We start from the raw sequence: 25,671 nt of genomic DNA, 5'->3' as shown, positions 1-25,671 counted from the left end.
CTCACTCCCCGTTCCACCCACACATCCTCAGCCGCTCATGCATGTGCGCGGGTGCGGGCGCCACGACATGCACCGGCGGTTTATTCCGCGACAGCGGAATCGAGATTTCGCGGGCGTGCAGATGCAGCCGCGGCTCGCCGAAGCGCGGGCCGTTGCCATAGATGTTGTCGCCGACGATCGGCCAGCCCGTCGCGGCCGAATGCACGCGCAATTGATGCGTGCGCCCGGTCACCGGTTCCATGGCGAGCCAGGTCAATCTGCCGCCGGCTCCATTGACTGCCGCTGGCGTGTCGTCCGCGCCGGGCAGCGGCGAGGACCGCCCCAGCACGCGCCATTTCGTCACCGCCGGCTGCCCCTGCGGATCCGGCTTCTGCCACCAGCCGCGTTCGGCGTTCAGCTTGCCGAGCGGCAGCTCGATGATGCCCTCATCGGCCTCCGGTCCGCCCTCGACCACGGCCCAATAGGTCTTTGAAATCTTGCCGTGCTTGAACAAAAGCCCGAGCGAAGCCGTTGCCTTGCGATGGCGGCCGAGCACCAGACATCCCGAGGTTTCCTTGTCGAGCCGGTGGGCAAGCACCGGGGCACGCGGCAGGCCGTAGCGCAGCGCGTCGAACGAGGCTTCGAGGTTCGGTCCGCCCTTCGGCCCCTTGTGCACGGGGATGCCGGCCGGCTTGTCGATCACCAGCATCAGACCGTCGCGATGGAGCACGCGGGCCAGCATCTCCTCGTCGGTGGGTTGGTTAATGTCCATGGAAACCGTAAAGCGGCTGCGAGCTTTCGTTTGCGGGAGGAAAGGGCTAACACCGCGCCATGAACGATACCACCTCCGAAACACCGAAGCTGTCGTGGTGGCGGCGCCTGTCCGCCGGCCTGAAGCGCACCTCCGGCGCGCTCGGGACCGCGGTCGCCGATCTCGTCACCAAGCGCAAGCTCGATCGTGCGATGCTCGAGGACATCGAGGATGTGCTGCTGCGCGCCGATCTCGGCACCAGCGTGGCGGCCAGAATCGCGGAAGCCGTCGGTACCGGTCGCTACGACAAGGCGATCGGCGCCGACGAGGTGAAAGCGGTCGTCGCGACCGAGGTCGAGAAGGTGCTGGCGCCGGTCGCCAAGCCGCTCGCGATCGAGACCGGCCACAAGCCGTTCGTCATCCTCGTCGTCGGTGTCAACGGCTCAGGCAAGACCACCACGATCGGCAAGCTCGCGGCGAAGTTTGTGGCCGAAGGCAGGCAGGTGATGCTGGCGGCGGGCGATACGTTCCGCGCCGCCGCCATCGAGCAGCTCAAGGTTTGGGGCGAGCGCACCAGGGCGCCGGTGATAGCGGGCGCGCAAGGCTCGGACTCCGCGAGCCTCGCCTTCAATGCGATCACGGTCGCCAAGGAGCAGGGCCGGGACATCCTGCTGATCGACACCGCAGGCCGGCTGCAGAACAAGGCCGAGCTCATGAACGAGCTGGAAAAGGTCGTGCGTGTCATTCGCAAGGTCGACGCGTCAGCGCCGCACGCCGTGCTGCTGGTTCTCGATGCCACCGTGGGACAAAATGCGCTGTCGCAGGTCGAGGCGTTTCAGCGTACGGCAGGCGTCACCGGTCTGGTGATGACCAAGCTCGACGGCACGGCACGCGGCGGCATCCTCGTGGCGCTCTCCGAGAAGTTCAAGCTGCCGGTGCACTTCATCGGCGTTGGCGAAGGCGTCGATGATCTCCAGCCATTCGCGGCCAAGGACTTCGCGCAGGCGATCGCCGGCATCGAGGAGTGACGTCACCGCGCAGCGCGCCTGCAAGCCCTGCGGCAGGCTGTGCGGTTCACGGCGCATGATACATCAGAAACGACTGGATCAGCCGCTGCCGCGGGTGATGACAGCCAACAGGACATGGAATGGACAAGTCACAGCCGCACCCGCTGTTCAAACTGGCCACCGAGCTCGGCCCGCTGATCGTGTTCTTCGTGGTCAACGCCAAGTTCAATCTGTTCGCGGCGACCGGCGCGTTCATGGTCGCGATCATCGCGGCGCTGATCGCATCCTATGTGGTAACGCGGCACGTGCCGCTGATGGCCCTGGTGACCGCCGTCGTCGTCATCGTGTTCGGCACGCTGACGCTGGTGCTGCACGACGAGACCTTCATCAAGGTCAAGCCGACCATCATCTACGGCCTGTTCGCGGCCGTGCTCGGCGGCGGATTGCTGTTCAACCGCTCCTTCATCGCGATCATGTTCGATCAGATGTTCAACCTGACGCCAGCCGGCTGGCGTGTCCTCACCTTCCGCTGGGCGCTGTTCTTCGCCGCGATGGCGGTGCTGAACGAGATCATCTGGCGCACCCAGAGCACGGATTTCTGGGTCGGCTTCAAGGCCTTCGGCGTCGTGCCGCTGACGATGATCTTCGCGATCGCGCAGATGCCGCTGATCAAGCGCTACCATCTGGATCCGGCGTCGCTTGAGGCCAGTGACGCTGCGGAGGGGGACGTGAGCAAGGGGTAGGTTCGTCCACGCCGTCATTGCGAGGAGCGCAGCGACGAAGCAATCCAGGATTCCAGCGAACGCTCTGGATTGCTTCGCTACGCCCGCAATGGCGCCTGAACTACGAGCCCGCCTTCAGCGCCTTTTCGATTTCCGGCTTCAGCACCGCGTTGATGTTGTCGGCGGTGATCGGACCGACCAGCTTGTAGACGATGGTGCCCTCGCGGCCGACGACGAAGGTCTCGGGCACGCCGTAGACGCCCCATTCGATGCCCGCGCGGCCGTTGCCGTCGACGCCGACGACATCATAGGGATTGCCGTAGCGGCCGAGGAAGCGCCGCGCATTGTCGGCAGCGTCCTTGTAGTTCATGCCGATGATCTGGAAGCGCTTGTCGCGGCCGAGCTCCACCAGCAGCGGCGCTTCGTCGTGGCACGGAACGCACCACGACGCCCACACGTTGACGATGCTGACCTTGCCCTTGAGAGCGGCGGGGTCGAGACCGGGCACCGGCGCGCCGTCCCTGGCGAGCTCCGGCAGCGGCGGCAACGGTGTGTTCGGTGCAGGCCGGCCGATCAGCACCGAGGGAATCCGCGACGGGTCGCCGTTGCCAAGACGAGACCAGAACAGCGCGGCGAGGCCAAGGAAGATCACCAACGGCAGCAGCACCAGGAGGGAGCGTCGGCGCGGCGTCGGTTCTGTCGCGGTCTGGTCGGTCATCTGATGTCCGTCGTGGCGGCGCGGCCGGAGCGACGGACGACGCCGCTCTCCTCGAGCGCACGCAGCCGCGCCTTCTGAGTCCTGTAGTCGATGGCGATCCAGCCGATCAGCAGCACGACGATGAGCGCAGCCGCAAGGTAGGAGGTCGCGATGAAGGAGGTGTAGGGGCCGAGGTCCATATCAGGCAGCTCCCACGACCTGGCCCGACGCATCGCCTGCAGGCGCGCTGGTCGCATAGGCCCGGGCTTGCAGCATCTGCAGGCTGCGCACGCGCCGGCGCAGGATCTCGTTGCGCATTGCTGCGACGTGCAGCGTGACGAAAAGGAAGGAGAAGCCGATCGCCATCACCAGGAGCGGGATCAGGAACGACTTGTCCAGTGCCGGCCCGCCCATCCGCATCACCGAGGCCGGCTGGTGGAGCGTATTCCACCAGTCGACCGAGAACTTGATGATCGGCAGGTTGATGGCGCCGACCAGCGTCAAGACGGCCGCGGCGCGCGCGGCCCGGGTCGGATCCTCGACCGCGCGCCACAGCGCCATCAGGCCGAGATACATCAGGAACAGAATCAGCACCGAGGTGAGCCGCGCGTCCCATTCCCAATAGGTGCCCCACATCGGCCGGCCCCACAGCGAGCCGGTGAGCAAGGCGAGGAAGGTGAAGCTGGCGCCGATCGGTGCGGCCGATTTCGCCGCCACGTCGGCGAGCGGATGCCGCCACACCAGGGTGCCGAGCGATGCGATGCTCATGACGCCCCAGACGAACATCGACAGCCAAGCGTTGGGCACGTGGATGAACATGATCTTGACGGTCGCGCCCTGCTGGTAGTCGTCGGGCGCCAGCGCCGAGAGGTAGAGGCCGGCGGCCAGCAGGACAACGGTCGCCAGGGCCAGCCACGGCAGCAGCCGCGCCGTCAGCGCAAGGAACCGAGTGGGATTGGCGAGGTCGATCAGCGACATGAGGACCTTGTTAACGGCGGAAGCGGTTGCAGGCAATCAGCACAAAGCCGCTCGGCAAGAGTTGATCATAGTCAAACCCCGATGGGCGACGGGTCAATCCAGGCCGTTTCGCAAACTAGTCGCAGCTGCGAAGGGGCCGATCACGAAACTCACCAGGGACAATGCGCACAGGATCGAGAACGGCGCCCCGAACGGCAGCGGGCCGACGATGGCCGCCTGCGACGCCGCGACGCCGAAGATCAGCACCGGGATCGACAGCGGCAGCACCAGCACTGCCAGCAGTAGCCCGCCGCGGTGCATGGTCACCGCCAACGCCGCGCCGATCATGCCGATGAAGGTCAACGCCGGCGTGCCGGCCAGCAGCGTCAGCGCGACAGCGCCGGTCGCGGTGGCATCGAGATTGAGAAGCAGTCCGAGAACGGGTGTCGCGATGACCAGCGGCAGGCCGGCCGCCAGCCAGTGCGCCAGCGCCTTGGCGGCGCAAGCGAGCTCCAGCGGCGTCCGGCTCATCACGATCAGGTCGAGCGAGCCGTCCTCATGGTCTGATGTGAACAGCCGTTCCAGGGTCAGCAGGCTCGCCAGCAGCGCGCCGAGCCAGAGGATGGCGGGGCCGAGCCGTGTCAGCAGCGCCAGATCCGGCCCGACCGCGAACGGCATCAGCACCACGACTGTAAGGAAGAACAGCACGCCGATCAGCGCGCCGCCCCCGATGCGCAGCGCAATGCGGATGTCGCGGCGGATAAGGGCACCGAGCGCAGTCATGCGGCTGGCCTGTCGGATTCGGGCGAGCGCGCCATCCACCCGCACGCTGCACTTCCTCCCGCCGCGTGGGGGAGGTTCGGGGACAGACGTCGTCCAAAGCGAGACCGCCGGTGTGGGCCCTCATCCCCGCCCCCTCGCCGCAAAGGGGAGGGGCGCGCAGCGATCCAGCCGGATGGATTGGCCCGATCCATGAGCATTAGATCATCCCCCCGATCCGTAACTCGCGCGTGTCGATGCCGAGCGGTCCGTGCGTCGCCGCGACGATCAGTCCGCCCGCGGCCAGATGCTCGCGCATCAGCCCGGCGAACATCGCCTGTCCAGCGATGTCGAGCGCAGCGGTCGGCTCGTCGAGCAGCCACAACAGGCGCGGCACCGTGAGCAGGCGCGCCAGCGACAGCCGGCGGCGCTGGCCCGCGGAGAGGTAGGCGGCAGGCAGCTCCGCTGCATGGGCGAGCCCAACCGCGGCCAGGCAATCGAGCGTTGGCCGCGTGGTGGCGCCGCCAAGGAAGTCGGCCCAGAACGACAGGTTCTCACGGACGCTGAGCGCCGGCTTCAGCGCGTCGCGATGGCCGAGATAATGCGCCTGTTCGGGCACGGTCAGCTCCGCCTCGCCGCCCTCGATGACGATGGTGCCGCCGGCCGGCAGCAACAGGCCCGCGATCAACCGCAGCAGCGAGGTCTTGCCGGCACCGTTGTGTCCGGTCACCGCCAGCGCCTCGCCGGAGACGGCTTCGAAGGCAAGGCCTGCGAACACCTCGCGGCCACCGCGCACGCATCTGACATCGTGTCCGAACAGTCTCGTAGGGAGTCTTGGAGACAGCTGCATGGTCCGTCGTGACAGCCCCTAAGGAATTGATGGCTAGCGCGTGAGAATTTGTGGGTGATGCCACGTCGCGGCTTGATTGTCGCTGTGGCGGCGCAGTTAGAAAGCTTCTATAAGCCGGTTCTTGATGCAGCACACAATCGCCCGCTGCAAGCCGTCCGGCGCCTGGCGCTGACGGTTCTTTCGTACCCCCTCAGGGTATAACGATCAATTGGGATTTCCACGCATGACCTCGCTCGACAGCTTCAAGAGCCGCAAGACCCTCAAGGTCGGTACCAAGTCCTACATCTATTACAGCTTGCCCGCAGCCGAGAAGAACGGTCTCAAGGACATCTCCAAGCTGCCCTATTCGATGAAGGTGCTGCTCGAGAATCTGCTGCGCAACGAGGACGGCCGCACCGTCACCAAGGACGACATCATCGCGTTCTCGAAATGGCTGCGCAAGAAGTCGCTCGAGCACGAGATCGCCTTCCGTCCGGCGCGCGTGCTGATGCAGGACTTCACCGGCGTGCCGGCGGTGGTCGATCTCGCCGCGATGCGCAATGCGATGCAGAAGCTCGGCGGCGATGCCGAGAAGATCAATCCGCTGGTGCCCGTCGATCTCGTGATCGACCACTCGGTGATCGTGAACTTCTTCGGCGACAACAAGGCGTTCGGCAAGAACGTCGCCGAGGAATACAAGCAGAACCAGGAGCGCTACGAATTCCTGAAATGGGGCCAGAAGGCCTTCACCAACTTCTCGGTCGTGCCGCCCGGCACCGGCATCTGCCACCAGGTCAACCTCGAATATCTGGCGCAGACGGTCTGGACCAAGAAGGAGAAGATGACGGTCGGCCGCACCAAGGGCACCTTCGAGGTCGCCTATCCGGACTCGCTGGTCGGCACCGACTCCCACACCACCATGGTCAACGGTCTCGCCGTGCTCGGCTGGGGCGTCGGCGGTATCGAGGCTGAGGCCTGCATGCTCGGCCAACCGCTGTCGATGCTGCTGCCCGACGTGGTCGGCTTCAAGCTGAACGGTGCGCTCAAGGAAGGCGTCACCGCCACCGACCTGGTGCTGACCGTCACCCAGATGCTGCGCAAGCTCGGCGTGGTCGGCAAGTTCGTCGAGTTCTTCGGCCCCGGCCTCGACCATCTCTCGGTGGCTGACAAGGCCACGATTGCAAACATGGCTCCGGAATACGGCGCCACCTGCGGCTTCTTCCCGGTCGACACCGCGACCATCGACTATCTCAAGACGTCGGGCCGCAAGGCGCCGCGCGTCGCGCTGGTCGAAGCCTATGCCAAGGCGCAGGGCCTGTTCCGCACCGCCAAGTCGCCGGATCCGGTGTTCACCCAGACGCTGACGCTCGATCTGGCCGACGTCGTGCCGTCGATGGCCGGTCCGAAGCGTCCCGAAGGCCGCATCGCGCTGCCTGCCGTGGCCGAGGGCTTCTCGACCGCGCTGGCCGGCGAGTACAAGAAGAGCGATGCCGAGCAGCGCTTCCCTGTCGAGGGCAAGGATTTCGATCTCGGCCATGGCGACGTGGTGATCGCCGCCATCACCTCCTGCACCAACACGTCCAACCCGAGCGTGCTGATCGGCGCCGGCCTCTTGGCCCGCAACGCGGCCGCCAAGGGCCTCAAGGCCAAGCCATGGGTGAAGACCTCGCTTGCGCCGGGCAGCCAGGTGGTTGCCGAGTACCTTGCAAACTCCGGTCTGCAGAAGGACCTCGACAAGGTCGGCTTCAATCTCGTCGGCTTCGGCTGCACCACCTGCATCGGTAATTCCGGTCCGCTGCCGGAGGAGATCTCGAAGTCGATCAACGACAACGGCATTGTCGGGGCGGCGGTACTGTCGGGCAATCGCAACTTCGAGGGCCGCGTCTCGCCGGACGTGCAGGCCAACTACCTGGCTTCGCCGCCGCTGGTGGTGGCCTATGCGCTGGCCGGCACGGTGACCAAGGATCTCGCGGTTGAGCCGATCGGAATCGGCAAGGACAAGAAGCCGGTCTATCTGAAGGACATCTGGCCGACGACCAAAGAGGTCAACGACTACGTCAAGAAATTCGTTAAGGCGTCGATCTTCAAGAAGCGCTACGCCGACGTGTTCAAGGGCGACACCAACTGGCGCAAGATCAAGACGGTCGAGAGCGAGACCTATCGCTGGAACATGTCTTCGACCTACGTGCAGAATCCGCCCTATTTCGAAGGCATGAAGAAGGAGCCGGAGCCGATCAAGGACGTGGTCGACGCCCGTATCCTGGCGATGTTCGGCGACAAGATCACCACCGACCACATCTCTCCCGCCGGCTCGATCAAGCTGACCTCGCCGGCAGGCAAATTCCTCAGCGAGCACCAGGTCCGTCCGGCCGACTTCAATCAGTACGGCACGCGCCGCGGCAATCACGAGATCATGATGCGCGGCACCTTCGCCAACATCCGCATCAAGAACTTCATGCTCAAGGGCGCCGACGGCAACATCCCCGAGGGCGGCCTGACCAAGCACTGGCCCGACGGCGAGCAGATGTCGATCTACGACGCGGCGATGAAGTACCAGGAAGAGGGCGTGCCGCTGGTGGTGTTCGCCGGCGCCGAATACGGCAACGGCTCGTCGCGCGACTGGGCGGCCAAGGGCACCAGGCTGCTGGGCGTCCGCGCCGTGGTCTGCCAGAGCTTCGAGCGGATCCATCGCTCCAACCTCGTCGGTATGGGTGTGTTGCCGCTCACCTTCCAGGAGGGCACGTCGTGGTCCTCGCTCGGGCTCAAGGGCGACGAGAAGGTCACCATCAAGGGCCTGCAGGGCGACCTCAAGCCGCGCCAGACCCTGACCGCCGAGATCGTTTCGGCCGACGGTGCGGCCCAGCAGGTGCCGCTGCTCTGCCGCATCGATACGCTGGATGAGCTGGACTACTATCGTAACGGCGGCATCCTGCACTACGTGCTGCGCAAGCTGGCGGCTTAACCACGGCGCGGTGCGACAGATTGGCTCACTCTGAAGTGAGTAGCGGGTGATGAAGGAGGCGGCCTATGACAAGGGGCCGCCTCCTTTTTTGCATTTGGGTTTTCAAATACGAGGCGGCTTCGCAGATTGCTGACGCAGCAGGGCGCGGCGAACGGTGTTCCAGACAGGACAGTGACGATGAGTGGACAGATGTCGTGGTGGTCGCGCGCGGCGCTGGGTGTCTGTGCGGTCATCGCTTTCGTCCGGCCGGCTGCGTCTGACCCGCGTGCGGTGATTGAACTTTTTACGTCCCAGGGTTGCTCGTCCTGTCCGCCGGCGGATAAGGTGCTTGGCGAATTGGCGAGAGATCCGTCCGTGATCGCTCTGTCTCTGCCGATCGATTACTGGGACTATCTCGGCTGGAAGGACACCCTGGCCGACTCGCGCTTTACGGCCCGGCAGCGCGCCTATTCCAGAGCCCGCGGCGATCGCGAAGTCTACACGCCGCAGGCCGTCGTCAACGGCTCGGTGCATGTGATCGGCAGCGATCGCGAGGCGATCGAAGGCGCCATCGAGGAGACCGCCCAGGGCGGTGCGGCAATGTCGGTGCCGGTCAGGCTGTCGGTCGACGGCCAGGATCTCACCGTGTCCGTGGCCGCGGCCAACGACCAGATGCCGCGCAAGCACGGCGAGGTCTGGGTGTGCTCGATCTCACGGGTAGTTCCGATCTCGGTCGGGCGCGGCGAGAACAGCGGCCGTGATCTGACCTACTACAACGTCGTTCGCGGTCTGCTGAAGCTCGGTGACTGGAATGGGTCGCCGGTCAGCTGGAACGTTCCGCTGGAGAAGATCGCCCGCGAGGGCGTCGACGGCACTGTCGTCTATGTGCAGGACGGCAGTCGCGACCGCCCCGGAGCCATGCTCGGGGCCGCCTTTTCCGAGCTGCCATTGGTCGGACGGGCTTCAGCAGCGGCGCGTGGTCCCGAGCGCTGATCTCCCGCCGTCCTGATCTTCGTTTTCGCTGACCTGCGGCAGGCGCGTCACGTCCATGGGACGGAGGCGCGCCGCAACATCTTCCGGGCAGTTCACGCCAAAAAAGCAAAAGGACCAACTTTCGTTGGCCCTTTGCCTTCACTTGTGAATAGACCCGATCCTTACGACCCCGGGGGGCTGGGGGCTGAGGAATCCGGAACCGAAAGGACCGGGCCAACGCACACGAACTTTATGCCTAACGGGAGGGGCGGTCGCTGGGCGGAAAGACGGCGCGATTATGATTCCGCTAACGATCCCGTGACGGTTGCGTGTTCTTGGAACACGTCTCGTTCGAAGCCAGGACCGAAGTTCGGCAATGAAAACGGCCCCTTGCGGCCGTCAGCGGATGGCGCGATCATGTCACATAGATGACAGGAGGACGCTCATGAACGTCACGCCGGAGGATACCGATCCCAGCGAGAACCGCGCAGCGGCGCGCAACGCTGCCGCAACGCCGAACCGGGTGACGTTCGATCGTCTCGAACTGAACCGCATCCTGAATATCTACGGTCGCATGGTCGCCAGTGGCGAGTGGCGAGACTACTCGATCGACTTCCTGCGCGACCGCGCGGTGTTCTCGGTGTTTCGCCGGGCCTCTGAAGTGCCGCTCTATCGCATCGAGAAGGATCCGCGCCTGGCCCGCAAGCAGGGCATGTACAGCGTGATCTCGGCCACCGGCCTCATCCTGCGCCGCGGCCACGAGCTCGAGCGCGTGCTGCTGGTGATCGCGCCGAAGCCAGCCTTGGTCTGACGCGGTCGATGTCATTCCGGGGGCTTGCGTGAGCGCCACCCCGGAATTCCGACGTCGCGGACGACCAGCGTCGCTTACGCCGGCGGCACGTCGCTGCTGCCGGCTCCGAGCGCGCGCTGCATCATGACCGTGTCGAGCCAGCGTCCGAATTTCAGGCCGACACTCGGATGCGTGCCGATCAGCTCAAACCCGCATTTGCGGTGCAGGGCGATCGAGGCGGCATTGGCGGAGTCGCCGATGACGGCGATCATCTGGCGGAAGCCACGGGCCTCGCAGTCCGTGATCAGCCGCTCCATCAACCGGGCGCCGATGCCGCGCCGGTGGCTCACCGGGTCGAGATAGACCGAATTCTCCACCGTGAAGCGGTAGGCCGGCCGGGGCCGGTAGGCGCCGGCATAGGCGTAGCCGGCAAGGCGTCCCTCCAGCTCGGCGACCAGATAGGGGAAACCGCCCTCGGTCAGGACGCGGAAACGGCGCGTCATCTCGGCGAGATCCGGCGGCTCGAGCTCGAAGGTCGCGGTGCCCTCGCGCACGGCCTGCGCATAGATTGCGGTGATGGCGGGAAGGTCGGCCTCGGCCGTCGGGCGGATTTCGATGCTGGACATGGGTGGAACAATACCAGGGCGAAATCGCCGATCAACCTCGCCCGGGCATGGCTGCCGTCCGCAAGGTGAGGCTTGGCCGCCGGTCGCGCGCAGAGAGCAGCCCCGCACAAAAGAGAAGCCCCGGCGGTGAGGCCGGGGCTTCGAAGGTCGCTCGTGTGAGCCGCTGGATCAGTCGCGCTGTCCGAGCAGCTGAAGCAGCAGCGTGAACAGGTTGATGAAGTTCAAGTACAGCGACAGCGCCCCGGTGATCGCCGCGCGCTCGGCGACGTCGCCGCCCGCAGAGGCGTAGCCGTAGATGTACTCGTTCTTCAGCCGCTGCGTATCCCAGGCGGTCAGGCCGGCGAACACGAACACGCCGATCACCGACACGATGAACTGCAGCATCGAGCTTGCCAGGAACAGGTTCACGAGGCTCGCCAGCACGATGCCGATCAGGCCCATGAACAGGAACGAGCCCATGCCGGTCATGTCACGCTTGGTCGTGTAGCCGTACAGGCTCAGCGCGCCGAACGTCGCCGCGGTGATGAAGAACACCCGCACGATCGAGGTGTGGGTATACACCAGGAAGATCGACGACAGCGAGATGCCCATCAGGGCCGAGAACACCCAGAACAGGATCTGGGCGGTCGACGGCGCGAGACGGTTGATGCCGGCCGAGATCGCGAACACCATGACCAAGGGGGCCAGGATGAACAGCCACTTCAGCGGGCTCACGAACATCGCGTAGCCGAACTGCGTCAGATAGGCGTTGCCGAACTTGAACACGCCGGCCGCCGGATCGCCGGTTACCGACGCCATGTAGACGCCGAGCGCGGCGAGGCCGGTGATGGCGAGGCCGATGCTCATGTAATTGTAGATGCGCAGCATGTAGGCGCGCAGACCGGCGTCGACGGTCGCGGCATCAGCGCGCCCGGCCACCCGGCCGAAGGGTGAAGCATAATTGCGGTCGAGGTCCGACATGGTCGATTCCCGTTTGTTGCCCGGCAGTCCGGTCCGAGCGGGACCTTTAGCCGGTTCTCGAAAAACCCTATCTCATACCAACTGCCGCGGATATTAAATTTGCGTCATTGGCAAATTTGCCATCTTTTGGCAGGTCTCTGAGCCCATCCACTAGATGGGAAACTAGCACATCCGCTGCAAGCTTCCACGCGCGGCTGAATGTCGCTCCGTACGCGTCTGAGGCGTATAAGTCGCGTTAACCGTGCGGCATGATCGCGCAAGCCGTCAGAGATTCCCGGGCTTTCAGAGATTCCGGAGCACCGTCGCGGGCTTCTGGTTGAGCGCGAGCAGGGTGCCGACAAGGCCGAGGCCGACGGTCACGACCAGCGCCGCCAGGACCACCAGCGCGGCGCTGCCGCCCTGCCAGGTGAAGCTCAGGGTCATGAGGCGCGTCACGATCAGCCAGGCTGCGACCGAGCCGGCAATGACGCCAAATGCGGCGGTGGCGAAGCCGATCATGAGATATTCGAGGGCATAGGCGCCCAGCAGCCGCAACCGGGTCGCGCCCAGGGTCTTCAGGATCACGGCGTCGTAGACCCGGTGGCGGTGTCCGGCCGCCAGCGCACCGCCCAGCACGAGAATGGCTGAAACGAGGGTTACGGCGCTGGCGCCGCGGATCGCGAGCGCGAGGTTGGAGACGACCGCGCCGACCGTCTCCATGACCTCGCGGACTCGCACGCTGGTGACCATCGGAAAGGCGTCGGCGACCTTGCGGATGATGCGGGCGTCCTCTGCCGTATCGGAGCGGCCCTCGGTCAGGGTCGCCACATGGGTGTGCGGCGCACCCCGGAAGGCGTTGGGGGAGAACACGAGCACGAAATTGATGCCGAGCCCCTGCCAGTCGATGCTGCGCATGTTGCCGATCCGCGCCGTGATGTCGCGTCCGAGCACGTTGACGACCATCTCGTCGCCGAGCTTGAGGCCGAGCCCGTCCGCGATCCTCTTCTCGATCGAGATCAGAGGCGGCCCGCTGTAGCCCTCGCTCCACCATTCGCCCTCGACGACCTTGGACCCTTTGGGAACCTCGCCGGTATAGGTCAGACCGCGGTCGCTCTGCAGCACCCATTCGGTGTCATGCGTCGCCTTGAGGTCCTCGGCGGGCACACCGCGGGCGGACACGATGCGGCCGCGCAGCATCGGCACGTCCTCCACCGCCGACTGCGGCGCGAGGTCCTTGAGGAAGCCGCGGAAGCGGTCGGCCTCGCCGGAGGGCACGTCGATGAAGAAGAAGGAGGGCGCCTGCTCCGGTAGCTGCGCCAGGAACTGCCGGCGCAGATTGCCGTCGATCTGGGTGATCGTCACGAGCACGGCCAGCCCAAGTCCGAGCGACAGCACCACCGATGGTGTCAGCGCGCCCGGACGGTAGATGTTGCTGACCGCCAGCCGCAACATCGGGAAACGGCTGCGCGGCAGCCTGCGTGCGGTTGCCATCACCAGCGCGGCAATACCGCGCAGCAGAACGAAGACGAGTGCAGACGCCATGACGAACACCGCCGCAATGCGCTTGTCATAGGACAGGCCGATCACGACTGCGATCAGCAGTGCGACCACGGCCGCGATCAGGGCAAGATAGCTCCAGCGCGGCCGGTGCCATTCGGCGATCACGGCTTCGCGGAACAGCGCGGCCACCGGAACGTCATGAACGCGGCCGAGCGGCCACAGGCCGAAGGCGAGTGCGGTGAGCAGGCCATAGACAAATGACAGCGCGAGTTCGTCAGGGTGCAGGGCCGGTACGACCGGCAGCGGCAGGATCTTGCCGAACAATCCGACGATCGCGAACGGGAGGGCGGCGCCGGCACACAGTCCGATGATCGAACCGATGGTCGCGAGAACGACCACCTGAACGAGGTAGATGCCGAAGACGTCGCGGCTGGTCGCGCCGAGCGCCTTGAACGCCGCGATGACATCGGTACGGCGGTCGATATGGCTCTTCACGGCGTTGGCGACGCCGACGCCGCCGACCAGAAGTGCTGCAAGGCCGACCAGGGTCAGGAACTGGGTGAAACGCCCGATGGTCCGCTCCAGTTGCGGCGAGGCATTGCTACGGCTGCGGATCTCCCATCCGGCCGACGGCAGCGCCAAGCGGGTGTCGGCGATGAAGGACGCGGCAGCGTGATCGTCCACGGCATTGTCAGGCAGGCGGATCCGGTAGGTCCAGCGCACCAGGCTGCCCGGCTGCAAAAGCGGGGTTGCACGCAGGCCGGCTTCGCTGATCAGGAAACGCGGCCCCAGCCCGATGCCGCCGGACAATTTGTCCGGCTCGGCCTGGACGGCGGTGCGAATCTGGAAGCGGGTCGTGTCGATCGTGACGGTGTCGCCGATCTTCAGGTCGAGCCGTGCCAGCAGCGCCGGATCGGCGGCGGCGCCGAATGCGCCGTCGCGCTCGGCCAGGACATCCGCGAGCGGCAGGTCGGGCTGGAGCTCGGCCTCGCCGAGCAGCGGATAGGCGCCGTCGACCGCCTTGAGCTCGACCAGGGCGAGCTTGGCGTCGCTGGAGCGCACCATGGCCCGCAAGGTCGCTGCCAGCGACACCTGCCCGCGCGAGCGCAGGAATTCGATCTCGTCCGGCTTGGCCTCGCGCTGAAACAGCGAGAAGGCGATGTCGCCACCCAGCAGCGTGCGTCCTTCGCGGACCAGACCATCATTGAGGCTCGCCGCGACCGAGCCGACGCCGGCGATCGCCAGGACCCCCAGCGCGATGCAGGCGATGAAAACGTAGAAGCCACGCAGGCCACCGCGCAGCTCGCGCAAGGCGTAACGCACGGGCAGCGCGGCCATCCGGCCGCCTGCGATCGGTGCCGACACGGTGCTCATGCCTCGGCGTGCTCGTGAGCGTCGCCGTCGATCCGGCCCGAACGAAGCCGCACCACGCGATCGCAACGGTGCGCAAGGCCGCTGTCATGGGTCACCAGAACCAGCGTCATGCCGCGCTCGGCGTGCTTGGTGAACAGTAGGTCAATGATCTGCCGGCCGGTGGTCTCGTCGAGATTGCCGGTCGGCTCATCCGCCACCAGGATGGCGGGGTCCGGCGCCAGGGCGCGCGCCAGCGCCACGCGCTGCTGCTCGCCGCCGGACAGCTGGGTCGGATAATGGTTCAGGCGGTGGCCCAGCCCGACCGAGGTCAGCTCGCGGGCGGCGCGCTCGGCGGCATCGGCGTGACCGGCGAGCTCCAGCGGTACCGCGACGTTTTCCAGCGCGGTCATAGTCGGGATGAGGTGGAAGGACTGGAAGACGATGCCGACCTGGCGGCCGCGGAACCGGGCCAATCCGTCCTCGTCCAGGGCATTGAAAGCCGTCCCGTTGACCACCACCTCACCGCTGTCAGGACGTTCCAACCCCGCCATCACCATCAGCAGCGTGGACTTCCCCGATCCCGAGGGGCCGATCAGGCCGATCGTCTCGCCCTGTCCCACCCGCAGGCTGATGTCCTTGAGGATATGAACCCGCGCCGCGCCGGTGCCGAGCGAGAGGTTGACGTTCGAGATGGTAATGGTGTCCGGCGCGAGGCCGGCCAAATGCGAGGTTTCGATGAGACTGTCCATGGCTCGGTCATATGGCAACTCCGCAAGCCGGGTCGAGAGGCGCGGACATATCTTCGTGCACATACTCGTGTTGATGCTCGCCTTGATGACAGTCGAGCCGGCCTTCGCGGGCGCGGACGCATCAAAGCCGATCAAGCTCGTCGTTCTCGGCGATTCCCTGAGCGCTGGGCTCGGTTTGTCCGCCTCGGACGCGTTTCCCGCAAAGCTGCAAAAAGCTCTGAGGGACAGTGGCGTGGATGTCGCCATGACCAATGCCGGCGTGTCCGGTGACACCGCGTCCGGCGGCCGCGACCGGCTCGACTGGTCGGTGGCGGACGGGACCGAAGCGGTCATCGTCGAGCTCGGCGCCAACGACGCCCTGCGTGGCGTCGACCCCGCCGTGACGCGCAAGGCTTTAACGGAGATCGTGACCAGGCTGAAGGCGCGGGGCATCGCCGTCATGCTCTGCGGCATGCTGGCGCCGCCGAACTACGGCAGCGACTACGCGGCGAAATTCAATGCGATATACCCGGATCTCGCCAAGGAATTCGGCGTGTCGCTCTATCCGTTCTTCCTCGACGGCGTCGCCGCCGACGCCAAGCTGAACCAGGCTGACGGCATTCATCCGACGGCAGCCGGCGTCGACATCATCGTGTCCAGGCTGTTGCCTACGGCGGAAGCATTCCTGCGTCCGCTTCGTGGGCAATGAGGGAACGAGGCCGTCCGCCGACGGATTGCGATAACCTTAAAGACCGGGTTTTCCGCAGGATTTACCGGCGTTAACGCACCATCCGTCGCGGAGTCATATAAATTCGGTAGGAATTATGCATCGGCGATTCGTCGTCGATCATTTCTCGTCAAGGCATGATCTCGTCAATTTTCGGGATCAGCCTCCTGCATCGGGAGTCCCGAAACGATGCCGCGTCTGTTTACTGGACTGGAAATTCCGGCCGAGGTCGGCCACACGCTTTCCGGTTTGCGGGGTGGCCTCCCCGGCGCCCGCTGGATCGATCCCGAAAACTACCACGTCACGTTGCGCTTCATCGGTGACATCGACGGCGCCTCGGCCAACGAGATCGCATCGATGCTGTGGCGGGTGAATCGCAAGCCGTTCGAGGTGACGGTGCAGGGGCTGTCGAGCTTCGGCGGCCGCAAGCCGCGCGCCGTGGTGGCCAACATTGCGCCGAGCCGACCGCTGATCGAGCTGCAGGCCGAGCTGGAGCGGCTGATGCAGCGGATCGGCCTCGATCCCGAGGGACGCAAGTTCGTGCCGCATGTCACGTTGGCCCGGCTGCACGATGCATCGAGCCAGGACGTTGCCGACTATCTGTCGGTCCGTGGCTACTTTCCGAGCCGGGTGTTCGTGGCCGAGCGCTTCGTGCTGTTCTCGGCGCGCGCCTCAACCGGCGGTGGCCCCTATGTGGTCGAGGACGCCTACGACCTCTGCCCAGAATGAGGGCTGCAGTGGGATCTTTCACGGCAGCGTTCCTCTGAGGCCAAGCTGTGAGCCACCCCAACGTCGTTAGCCCGGGGCTAACGAGCCTGGCGGCGTTTGCGTGCCATATACCAAGACATCACGGCCCGGCTGCATGGCGGCTTCCACCATTTGCGGATTGCATTTTCTGTAAGTCTCGTGGCCTAGAGTGGGCTCATGCTGTCCACTCCCTCCGACGCGTTCCGCGCGCAATATCAGTCTCTCGTCGATTCCGGTGCCATCGAGGCCGACCCAGCCCAGGCCGAGGTCGCCGACGCCCTGGCGGCGTTGGAGCGAGGGCTTTCCACCTACAGGCCTGCACGCAAGCAGGGCCTGTTCGGCCGCCTGTTTGCCGACAAGAGCGAGCCGCCGCACGGCCTCTACGTTCACGGCGAGGTCGGGCGCGGCAAGACCATGCTGATGGACCTGTTCTTTCAGACCTGTCCGGTCGAGCACAAGCGGCGCGCGCATTTCCACGAATTCATGGCCGAGGTGCACGAGCGCATCTACGGCTACCGCCAGAACATCGCACGCGGCGAGCTTGCCGATGCCGACGTGATCGGGCTCACCGCGCAGGCGATCTTCGACCAGGCCTGGCTGCTCTGTTTCGACGAATTCCACGTCACCGACATCGCCGATGCGATGATCCTGGGGCGCCTGTTCGCCAAGCTGTTCGAGCTCGGCACGGTCGTCGTCGCGACATCCAACGTGGCGCCGGAGGATCTCTACAAAGGCGGGCTCAACCGCGCGCTGTTCCTGCCCTTCATCAAGCAGATCGCCGACCACATGGACGTGGTGCGGCTGGACGCACGCACGGATTTCCGGCTGGAGAAGCTCGCCGGCGTCAGGATGTGGCTGGTGCCGGCGGACGTCGATGCGCGCACCGCCCTCGACAAGGCCTGGGTCAAGCTGACCGGCAACGCCAGATGCAGGCCGCGCGACATCACGATCAAGGGGCGGGTCCTGCACGTGCCGTGCTCGGCCGACGGCGTGGCGCGCTTCGGGTTTGCCGATCTCTGCGACAAGCCGCTCGCGGCTTCGGACTATCTGCGGCTGGCGCACGACTACCACACCATCCTGATCGACCACGTGCCGGTGATGGACTACGCGGAACGCAACGCCGCCAAGCGCTTCATTACCCTGATCGATACGCTGTACGATAACGCGGTCAAGCTGATCGCCTCGGCCGAAGCCGATCCGATCTCGCTCTACGTCGCAGCCGAGGGCGTCGAGGCCATGGAGTTCAAGCGGACCACCTCGCGCCTGATCGAGATGGGCTCCGAATCCTATCTCGCCCTGCCGCATGGCCGGAAGGACTCGGCTGCATCAGGGACTTCTACGGGGTTGGTCGAAACCTGACGAAGACGGGTCCGCCAGCGTGTCCGGCCGAGCCCGCCGATGGGCACACGGCCGCGAAAAGGCCACGTCCGTCATGCTGAAAGGACCACGAGTATCCGTCGCCCGGCACTGATCGAAATCAAGGCAGGCCCGTCAATTGGCCATAGCGTGACTTGAACGGCCCGGGCGAAAGGGATAACCACCCAATCGACTTTTCAACCTCCCTCACCCGGATCGGGTTCAAAGGAAAATTTGCCATGGCGCGCGACAAGATTGCTTTGATTGGCTCCGGTCAGATCGGCGGAACGCTGGCTCACCTCATCGGCCTGAAGGAGCTCGGCGACGTCGTCATGTTCGACATTGCCGAAGGTGTGCCGCAGGGCAAGGCGCTCGACATCGCCCAGTCCTCGCCGGTCGATGGCTTCGACGCCCACTACACCGGCGCCAACTCCTACGAAGCGCTCGACAACGCCAAGGTCTGCATCGTCACCGCGGGCGTGCCGCGCAAGCCCGGCATGAGCCGGGATGATCTGCTGTCGATCAACCTGAAGGTGATGGAGCAGGTCGGTGCCGGCATCAAGAAGTATGCGCCCGACGCCTTCGTCATCTGCATCACCAACCCGCTCGACGCGATGGTGTGGGCGCTGCAGAAGGCCTCGAACCTTCCCGCCAAGAAGGTGGTCGGCATGGCCGGGGTGCTCGACTCCTCGCGCTTCCGCTACTTCCTCGCCGACGAATTCAACGTCTCCGTCGAGGACGTCACCGCCTTCGTGCTCGGCGGCCATGGCGACACCATGGTGCCGCTGACCAAGTACTCCACGGTCGCCGGCATTCCGCTGCCCGACCTCGTCAAGATGGGTTGGACCTCGCAGGCCCGGATCGACGAGATCGTCGATCGCACCCGCAACGGCGGCGCCGAGATCGTCAACCTGCTCAAGACCGGCTCGGCCTATTACGCCCCCGCCGCCTCGGCGATTGCGATGGCCGAGAGCTACCTGCGCGACAAGAAGCGCGTGCTGCCCTGCGCGGCCTATCTCAACGGCGAGTTCGGCGTAAAGGACATGTATGTCGGCGTGCCCGTCGTGATCGGCTCCAAGGGGGTCGAGCGTGTGGTCGAGATCGAGCTCACCGGCAAGGACCGCGAGGCTTTCGACAAGTCGGTTGCTGCCGTGCAGGGTCTGGTCGACGCCTGCAAGAAGATCGCGCCAGATCTGCTCGGTCGCTGAGCGCAGGGATGAGCGGGCCGCAAGCCCGCCGAGGTCGAGTTGCAGGATGTTTGGTATATGGTATACCAGGCGTCCTGAATTGGGAATTCCGGCAGTCACCCCATCGGGGGTCGGGGAGCAAGCTCTTATGAATATTCACGAATATCAGGCCAAGGCGCTGCTGCACGAGTTCGGCGTGCCGATTTCCAAGGGCGTGCCGGTACTCCGTCCGGAGGACGCGGACGCTGCTGCAAAGACGCTCGGAGGGCCGGTCTGGGTCGTGAAGAGCCAGATCCACGCTGGCGGTCGCGGCAAGGGCAAGTTCAAGGAGGCCTCCGCCGGTGACAAGGGCGGCGTGCGGCTCGCCAAGTCGATCGCCGAGGTCAACGAGTTCGCCAAGCAGATGCTGGGCGCCACGCTGGTGACCGTGCAGACCGGTCCCGACGGCAAGCAGGTCAACCGCCTTTACATCGAGGATGGCTCCGACATCGACAAGGAGTTCTATCTGTCGCTGCTGGTCGACCGCGAGACCTCGAAGGTCGCCTTCGTGGTGTCGACCGAAGGCGGCGTCAACATCGAGGACGTCGCCCATGACAGCCCCGAGAAGATCGTCACCTTCTCGGTCGACCCGGCCACCGGCATCATGCCGCATCACGGCCGTGCCGTCGCCAAGGCGCTGAAGCTGTCGGGCGATCTGGCCAAGCAGGCCGAGAAGCTGTCCGCTCAGCTCTACAATGCCTTTGTCGGCAAGGACATGGCGATGCTGGAGATCAACCCGCTGGTCGTGACCAAGCAGGGCCAGCTCCGCGTGCTCGACGCCAAGGTGTCATTCGACTCCAACGCGCTGTTCAAGCATCCCGAGGTCGTCGCGCTGCGTGACGAGACCGAGGAGGACGCCAAGGAGATCGAGGCCTCCAAATACGACCTCAACTATGTCACGCTCGACGGCACCATCGGCTGCATGGTCAACGGCGCCGGTCTTGCCATGGCGACGATGGACATCATCAAGCTCTACGGCATGGAGCCCGCGAACTTTCTCGACGTCGGCGGCGGCGCCAACAAGGAGAAGGTGACCGCGGCCTTCAAGATCATCACCGCCGACCCCAACGTGAAGGGTATCCTGATCAACATCTTCGGCGGCATCATGAAGTGCGATGTCATCGCCGAGGGCGTAGTCGCAGCCGTCAAGGAAGTCGGCCTGAAGGTGCCGCTGGTGGTTCGCCTCGAAGGCACCAATGTCGAGTTGGGCAAGAAGATCATCAGCGAGTCCGGTCTGAACGTGCTGCCGGCCGACAATCTCGACGATGCTGCGCAGAAGATCGTCAAGGCCGTCAAGGGAGGCTGATGTCCGATGCGGGACCGTCTCTCCGCGCCGACGCCGACCGAGGAGCACCGCAGGCTTGCGGTGTTCGCCGGCGAATGGCGCGGCGAGGAGACGGTCCATGCGTCGCGTTGGGCTGAAGGCGGGAAGGCGACCGCGCACGTTTCGGCGCGCATCGACCTGAACGGCTTCTACCTGATCCAGGACACCCGGCAGACCCGGGACGGCAAGGAGAGCTTCGCCACCCACGCGGTCTTCACCTATGACCGCGAGGATCGGCTCTACAAGTTGTTCTGGCACGATTCGCTCGGTTACTTCGCGCAGTCGCCTGCTTCCGGCAATTGGAGCGGCAACGCCCTGGTTCTGGTGCGCGGCTCGCTGCGCGGCAACGCGCGGCACATCTACGAGGTCGTTGACGACGCCACCTATACGCTGAAGATCCAGTTCTCGCCGGACGCCGAGGGCTGGTCCGACGTGATGGACGGCGTCTACCGGCGTAGCGGCTGATGCCGGCGGGGGCGTCGGAGGTGAACTTCAGATCAATGAATCCTGATGGGGCGCATTGGACATGGATGAGTATTGGACAGTCCTGGGCAACTGGGGGCCTTTCGTCGCACTCATGGCAATCTGGTTCTTGTTCGTCCGAGGTCCTCTCATGCGTCGACTGATCGGCTGGATTCGTTCGCGTGACCAATGACAAGACGGCTCAATTTCCCAAGACACAAAGATCCAACTGAAAAGTAGGCACCACGCATGTCCATCCTGATCGACAAGAACACCAAGGTCATCTGCCAGGGCTTCACCGGCAAGAACGGCACCTTCCATTCCGAGGCGGCGGTCGCCTATGGCACCAAGATGGTCGGCGGCACCTCGCCCGGAAAGGGCGGCTCCACCCATCTCGGCCTGCCGGTGTTCGATACCGTCAAGGAGGCCCGCGAGGCCACCGGCGCCGACGCCTCGGTGATCTACGTCCCGCCGCCGGGCGCCGCGGACGCGATCTGTGAGGCCATCGACGCCGAGATCCCGCTGATCGTCTGCATCACCGAGGGTATTCCGGTGCTCGACATGGTCAGGGTCAAGCGCTCGCTGCAGGGGTCCAAGTCCCGCCTGATCGGGCCGAACTGCCCCGGCGTGATGACCGCCGGCGAGTGCAAGATCGGCATCATGCCGGCCAACATCTTCAAGCCCGGCTCGGTCGGCATCGTGTCGCGCTCTGGCACGCTGACCTATGAGGCGGTGTTCCAGACCACGTCGGAAGGCCTCGGCCAGACCACCGCGGTCGGCATCGGCGGCGACCCGGTCAAGGGCACCGAGTTCATCGAGATGCTGGAGATGTTCCTGGCCGATCCGAAGACGACCTCGATCATCATGATCGGCGAGATCGGTGGCTCGGCCGAGGAGGACGCGGCGCAGTTCATCAAAGACGAAGCCAAGCGCGGCCGCAAGAAACCGATGGTGGGATTCATCGCCGGCGTCACGGCACCTCCCGGCCGCCGCATGGGCCATGCCGGCGCGATCATTTCGGGCGGCAAGGGCGACGCCGGTTCGAAGACGGCGGCCATGGAAGCTGCTGGTATTACAGTCTCTCCGTCGCCGGCGCGGCTCGGGAAGACGCTTGTCGAAAAGTTGAAATCCTGATTCAGGCCTTAGTGCTTTTCGGCGCGAATATTTACAATAAATAAGGTAAACGGTCCTAACCCGAGCCTGATCCGCTTTTCCCGCGGGTCAGGCATTGCGCCGTTTTTGAATTGGCGCAGCGAAAATTACCAGGACGCCATCATGTCTCGCCAAGATGCGAACGCTGCCTTCGCCCTGTCATCTTTCCTGCAGGGCGCCAACGCCACCTACATCGACGAAATCTACGCCCGCTTCGAGAAGGACCCGAGCTCGGTCGATGCCGACTGGCAGGAGTTCTTCAAGAGCCTGAAGGATGCGCCGGCGGATGTCCAGAAGAACGCGTCGGGCCCGTCCTGGGAGCGCAGCAACTGGCCGGTGTCGCCGCGCGACGAGCTGACCTCCGCGCTCGACGGCAACTGGGCCGTGGTCGAGAAGAAGGTCGGCGAGAAGATTGCGGCCAAGGCGCAGACCAAGGGCGTCGAATTGTCCGCGGCCGACATCAACCAGGCCACCCGTGACTCCGTGCGCGCGTTGATGCTGATCCGCGCCTACCGCATGCGTGGCCATTTCCACGCCAAGCTCGATCCGCTCGGCATCGAGGCGCCGCGCAACCGCGAGGAGCTCGACCCGCGTTCCTACGGCTTCACCGAGGCCGATTTCGACCGCAAGATCTTCCTCGATCACGTGCTCGGCCTCGAATACGGGTCCTTGCGCGAAATCGTCGCGATCTGCGAGCGCACCTACTGCCAGACGCTCGGCGTCGAGTTCATGCACATCACGAATGCGGCGCAGAAGGCCTGGATCCAGGAGCGCATCGAGGGACCGGACAAGGAGATCTCGTTCACCCGCGAAGGCCGCCGCGCGATTCTGCAGAAGCTGATCGAATCCGAAGGCTTCGAGAAGTTCTGCGACGTCAAGTTCACCGGCACCAAGCGGTTCGGTCTCGACGGCGGCGAGGCACTGATCCCGGCGCTGGAGCAGATCATCAAGCGCGGCGGCAATCTCGGCGTGAAGGAGGTCGTGCTCGGCATGCCGCATCGCGGCCGCCTCAATGTCCTGACCCAGGTCATGGGCAAGCCGCACCGCGCCCTGTTCCACGAATTCAAGGGCGGCTCTGCCAACCCCGACGCGGTCGAAGGCTCGGGCGACGTCAAGTATCACCTCGGCGCCTCCTCGGATCGCGAGTTCGACGGCAACCGCATCCACCTGTCGCTGACCGCCAACCCGTCGCATCTGGAGATCGTCGACCCCGTCGTGCTCGGCAAGGTCCGCGCCAAGCAGGACCAGCATGGTGATCCGCCGGACATGCGCATCTCGGTGCTGCCGCTCCTGATGCATGGTGACGCGGCCTTCGCCGGCCAGGGCGTCGTCGCGGAGTGCTTTGCGCTGTCCGATCTGAAGGGCTACCGGACCGGCGGCTCGATCCATTTCATCGTCAACAACCAGATCGGCTTCACGACCTATCCGCGCTATTCGCGCTCGTCGCCCTATCCGTCCGACGTCGCCAAGATGATCGATGCGCCGATCTTCCACGTCAACGGCGACGATCCCGAGGCGGTGGTGTTCGCGGCCAAGGTCGCGACCGAGTTCCGGCAGAAGTTCCATAAGCCGGTCGTCATCGACATGTTCTGCTATCGCAGGCATGGCCACAACGAAGGTGACGAGCCGGCGTTCACCCAGCCGGTGATGTACAAGAAGATCGGTGCACATGCGACGACGCTGGAGATCTACTCCAAGCGCCTGGTCACCGAAGGCGTGATGACCGAGGGCGAGGTCGAGAAGGCCAAGGCCGACTGGCGCGCGCGTCTCGATGCCGAGTTCGAGGCCGGCACCAGCTATCGCCCGAACAAGGCCGACTGGCTCGACGGCAAGTGGGCGGGCTTCAAGTCGGCTGACCAGGAAGAGGAAGCGCGCCGCGGTGTGACCGGCGTCGAGATCGACCGGCTCAAGGATATCGGCCGCAAGATCACCAAGGTGCCGGACGGCTTCCGCCCGCACCGTACGATCCTGCGCTTCCTCGAGAACCGCGCCAAGGCGATCGACAGCGGCGTCGGGCTCGACTGGGCGACCGGCGAGGCGTTGGCATTCTGCACGCTGCTTTTGGAAGGCCACAAGATCCGTCTCTCCGGCCAGGACAGCGAGCGCGGCACCTTCTCGCAGCGTCACTCGGTCTTGATCGACCAGGAGGACGAGAGCCGCTACACCCCGTTCAACCATCTGACGCCGGAGCAGGGCCACTTCGAGGTCATCAACTCGCTGCTGTCGGAAGAGGCGGTGCTCGGCTTCGAATATGGCTACTCGCTCGCCGAGCCCACCGCGCTGACGCTGTGGGAGGCGCAGTTCGGCGACTTCGCCAACGGCGCGCAGGTGCTGTTCGACCAGTTCATCTCGTCGGGCGAGCGCAAGTGGCTGCGCATGTCCGGCCTCGTCTGCCTGCTGCCGCACGGCTATGAAGGCCAGGGGCCGGAGCACTCCTCCGCGCGCCTCGAGCGCTATCTGCAGATGTGCGCCGAGGACAACATGCAGGTGGTCTATCCGACCACCCCGGCGAACTACTTCCACGTGCTGCGCCGCCAGCTGCACCGCGAGATCCGCAAGCCGCTGATCCTGATGACGCCGAAGTCGCTGCTGCGTCACAAGCGCGCGGTGTCGCGGCTCGACGAGCTCGCCAAGGACACGACCTTCCACCGCATCCTGTACGATGACGCCCAGATGCAGGCGGACGACAAGACCAAGCTCGTTCCCGACGACAAGATCCGCCGCATCGTGCTGTGCTCCGGCAAGGTCTATTACGACCTCTACGACGAGCGCGAGAAGCGCGGGCTCAACGACGTCTATCTGATGCGCGTCGAGCAGCTCTATCCGGTGCCGCTCAAGGCGCTGGTCGCCGAGCTCAGTCGGTTCAAGGACGCCGAAGTGGTGTGGTGTCAGGAAGAGCCGCGCAACATGGGTGCCTGGCACTTCATCGAGCCCTATATCGAGTGGGTGCTGAACCAGACCGGCGGCAAGAGCAAGCGTCCGCGCTATGCCGGCCGCGCGGCGTCGGCGGCCACCGCCACGGGCCTGATGTCGAAGCATCTCGCCCAGTTGAAGGCGCTGCTCGACGAAGCTCTGAACTGAACCTGCCTTAGACGCGCCCCGCGACATGCGGGGCGCAAGTACATCG

The 25,671-nt window shown here is 65.1% G+C and carries 23 protein-coding genes; 13 read left to right on the top strand and 10 right to left on the bottom strand.

Features of this window, described 5'->3' with window-relative positions:
* Position 1 precedes the first annotated feature (1 nt).
* Positions 2-751, bottom strand: a complete 750-nt coding sequence (locus LQG66_RS21780; protein WP_231317733.1) for an RluA family pseudouridine synthase — start codon at positions 749-751, stop codon at positions 2-4.
* Positions 752-810: 59 nt separating this feature from the next.
* Here LQG66_RS21780 and ftsY point away from each other — a divergent pair, with 59 nt between their 5' ends.
* Entirely contained in the window at positions 811-1,758 is a 948-nt protein-coding gene (gene ftsY, locus LQG66_RS21775; RefSeq protein WP_231317732.1) for a signal recognition particle-docking protein FtsY, read from the top strand.
* Between the two features lie 119 nt (positions 1,759-1,877).
* Entirely contained in the window at positions 1,878-2,480 is a 603-nt protein-coding gene (locus LQG66_RS21770) for a septation protein A (RefSeq protein WP_231317731.1), read from the top strand.
* A 100-nt stretch (positions 2,481-2,580) separates the two neighbouring features.
* Here the strand turns inward: LQG66_RS21770 and LQG66_RS21765 are convergent, their stop codons facing one another.
* From LQG66_RS21765 to ccmA, 5 genes are all read right to left on the bottom strand, one after another.
* Positions 2,581-3,177, bottom strand: a complete 597-nt coding sequence (locus tag LQG66_RS21765) for a DsbE family thiol:disulfide interchange protein (RefSeq protein WP_231317730.1) — start codon at positions 3,175-3,177, stop codon at positions 2,581-2,583.
* Positions 3,174-3,356, bottom strand: a complete 183-nt coding sequence (gene ccmD / locus LQG66_RS21760; RefSeq protein WP_231317729.1) for a heme exporter protein CcmD — start codon at positions 3,354-3,356, stop codon at positions 3,174-3,176. The genes LQG66_RS21765 and ccmD overlap by 4 nt, the downstream gene beginning before the upstream one ends.
* A 1-nt stretch (position 3,357) precedes the next feature.
* On the bottom strand, positions 3,358-4,134 hold the full coding sequence (locus LQG66_RS21755) for a heme ABC transporter permease (protein ID WP_231317728.1): 777 nt from the start codon (positions 4,132-4,134) through the stop codon (positions 3,358-3,360).
* 93 nt (positions 4,135-4,227) lie between these two features.
* The gene (gene ccmB / locus LQG66_RS21750) at positions 4,228-4,896 is read right to left on the bottom strand and encodes a heme exporter protein CcmB (protein ID WP_231317727.1); all 669 of its coding nucleotides are present in this window, start codon (positions 4,894-4,896) and stop codon (positions 4,228-4,230) included.
* A gap of 196 nt (positions 4,897-5,092) precedes the next feature.
* On the bottom strand, positions 5,093-5,722 hold the full coding sequence (gene ccmA, locus LQG66_RS21745) for a heme ABC exporter ATP-binding protein CcmA (RefSeq protein ID WP_231317726.1): 630 nt from the start codon (positions 5,720-5,722) through the stop codon (positions 5,093-5,095).
* A 223-nt stretch (positions 5,723-5,945) separates the two neighbouring features.
* On the opposite strand from ccmA, the gene acnA reads away from it, so the two are divergent.
* From acnA to LQG66_RS21730, 3 genes are all read left to right on the top strand, one after another.
* Positions 5,946-8,663 (top strand): aconitate hydratase AcnA, encoded by a 2,718-nt coding sequence (gene acnA / locus LQG66_RS21740; protein WP_231317725.1) that lies wholly within the window; start codon positions 5,946-5,948, stop codon positions 8,661-8,663.
* Positions 8,664-8,852: 189 nt separating this feature from the next.
* The gene (locus LQG66_RS21735; RefSeq protein ID WP_231327884.1) at positions 8,853-9,635 is read left to right on the top strand and encodes a DUF1223 domain-containing protein; all 783 of its coding nucleotides are present in this window, start codon (positions 8,853-8,855) and stop codon (positions 9,633-9,635) included.
* Between the two features lie 424 nt (positions 9,636-10,059).
* On the top strand, positions 10,060-10,425 hold the full coding sequence (locus LQG66_RS21730; RefSeq protein WP_231317724.1) for a DUF2794 domain-containing protein: 366 nt from the start codon (positions 10,060-10,062) through the stop codon (positions 10,423-10,425).
* 74 nt (positions 10,426-10,499) lie between these two features.
* Here LQG66_RS21730 and LQG66_RS21725 read toward each other — a convergent pair whose 3' ends face one another.
* From LQG66_RS21725 to LQG66_RS21710, 4 genes are all read right to left on the bottom strand, one after another.
* Positions 10,500-11,030, bottom strand: coding sequence for a GNAT family N-acetyltransferase (locus LQG66_RS21725; protein WP_231317723.1), 531 nt, complete (start codon positions 11,028-11,030; stop codon positions 10,500-10,502).
* Between the two features lie 168 nt (positions 11,031-11,198).
* On the bottom strand, positions 11,199-11,990 hold the full coding sequence (locus LQG66_RS21720; RefSeq protein ID WP_231317722.1) for a Bax inhibitor-1/YccA family protein: 792 nt from the start codon (positions 11,988-11,990) through the stop codon (positions 11,199-11,201).
* 282 nt (positions 11,991-12,272) lie between these two features.
* Entirely contained in the window at positions 12,273-14,843 is a 2,571-nt protein-coding gene (locus LQG66_RS21715; protein ID WP_231317721.1) for an ABC transporter permease, read from the bottom strand.
* Positions 14,840-15,571, bottom strand: a complete 732-nt coding sequence (locus LQG66_RS21710; protein WP_231317720.1) for an ABC transporter ATP-binding protein — start codon at positions 15,569-15,571, stop codon at positions 14,840-14,842. Before LQG66_RS21710 ends, LQG66_RS21715 begins: the two co-directional genes overlap by 4 nt.
* Positions 15,572-15,626: 55 nt before the next feature.
* Here LQG66_RS21710 and LQG66_RS21705 point away from each other — a divergent pair, with 55 nt between their 5' ends.
* The 8 genes from LQG66_RS21705 (at position 15,627) to LQG66_RS21670 (ending at position 25,625) form a co-directional block, all read left to right on the top strand.
* Complete coding sequence (locus LQG66_RS21705; RefSeq protein ID WP_231317719.1) at positions 15,627-16,259, top strand: arylesterase; 633 nt, start codon at positions 15,627-15,629, stop codon at positions 16,257-16,259.
* A 207-nt stretch (positions 16,260-16,466) separates the two neighbouring features.
* Positions 16,467-17,006 (top strand): RNA 2',3'-cyclic phosphodiesterase, encoded by a 540-nt coding sequence (gene thpR, locus LQG66_RS21700; protein ID WP_231317718.1) that lies wholly within the window; start codon positions 16,467-16,469, stop codon positions 17,004-17,006.
* Positions 17,007-17,201: 195 nt separating this feature from the next.
* A complete protein-coding gene (gene zapE / locus LQG66_RS21695) occupies positions 17,202-18,383 on the top strand; it encodes a cell division protein ZapE (protein ID WP_231317717.1) in 1,182 nt (393 codons plus the stop codon).
* Positions 18,384-18,619: 236 nt separating this feature from the next.
* Positions 18,620-19,588 carry a malate dehydrogenase gene (gene mdh / locus LQG66_RS21690; protein ID WP_231317716.1) on the top strand — a complete coding sequence of 323 codons (969 nt, stop codon included), beginning with the start codon at positions 18,620-18,622 and terminating at the stop codon, positions 19,586-19,588.
* 127 nt (positions 19,589-19,715) lie between these two features.
* Complete coding sequence (gene sucC, locus LQG66_RS21685; RefSeq protein ID WP_231317715.1) at positions 19,716-20,912, top strand: ADP-forming succinate--CoA ligase subunit beta; 1,197 nt, start codon at positions 19,716-19,718, stop codon at positions 20,910-20,912.
* A 6-nt stretch (positions 20,913-20,918) separates the two neighbouring features.
* Positions 20,919-21,395, top strand: a complete 477-nt coding sequence (locus tag LQG66_RS21680) for a DUF1579 family protein (protein WP_231317714.1) — start codon at positions 20,919-20,921, stop codon at positions 21,393-21,395.
* 246 nt (positions 21,396-21,641) lie between these two features.
* A complete protein-coding gene (gene sucD / locus LQG66_RS21675; RefSeq protein WP_231317713.1) occupies positions 21,642-22,526 on the top strand; it encodes a succinate--CoA ligase subunit alpha in 885 nt (294 codons plus the stop codon).
* Between the two features lie 141 nt (positions 22,527-22,667).
* Positions 22,668-25,625, top strand: a complete 2,958-nt coding sequence (locus tag LQG66_RS21670) for a 2-oxoglutarate dehydrogenase E1 component (RefSeq protein WP_231317712.1) — start codon at positions 22,668-22,670, stop codon at positions 25,623-25,625.
* The last annotated feature ends 46 nt before the right edge of the window (positions 25,626-25,671 follow it).

Source organism: Bradyrhizobium ontarionense (assembly GCF_021088345.1).
Taxonomy (GTDB): Bacteria; Pseudomonadota; Alphaproteobacteria; order Rhizobiales; family Xanthobacteraceae; genus Bradyrhizobium; species Bradyrhizobium ontarionense.
This window is presented reverse-complemented; position numbering and strand designations above follow the sequence as displayed.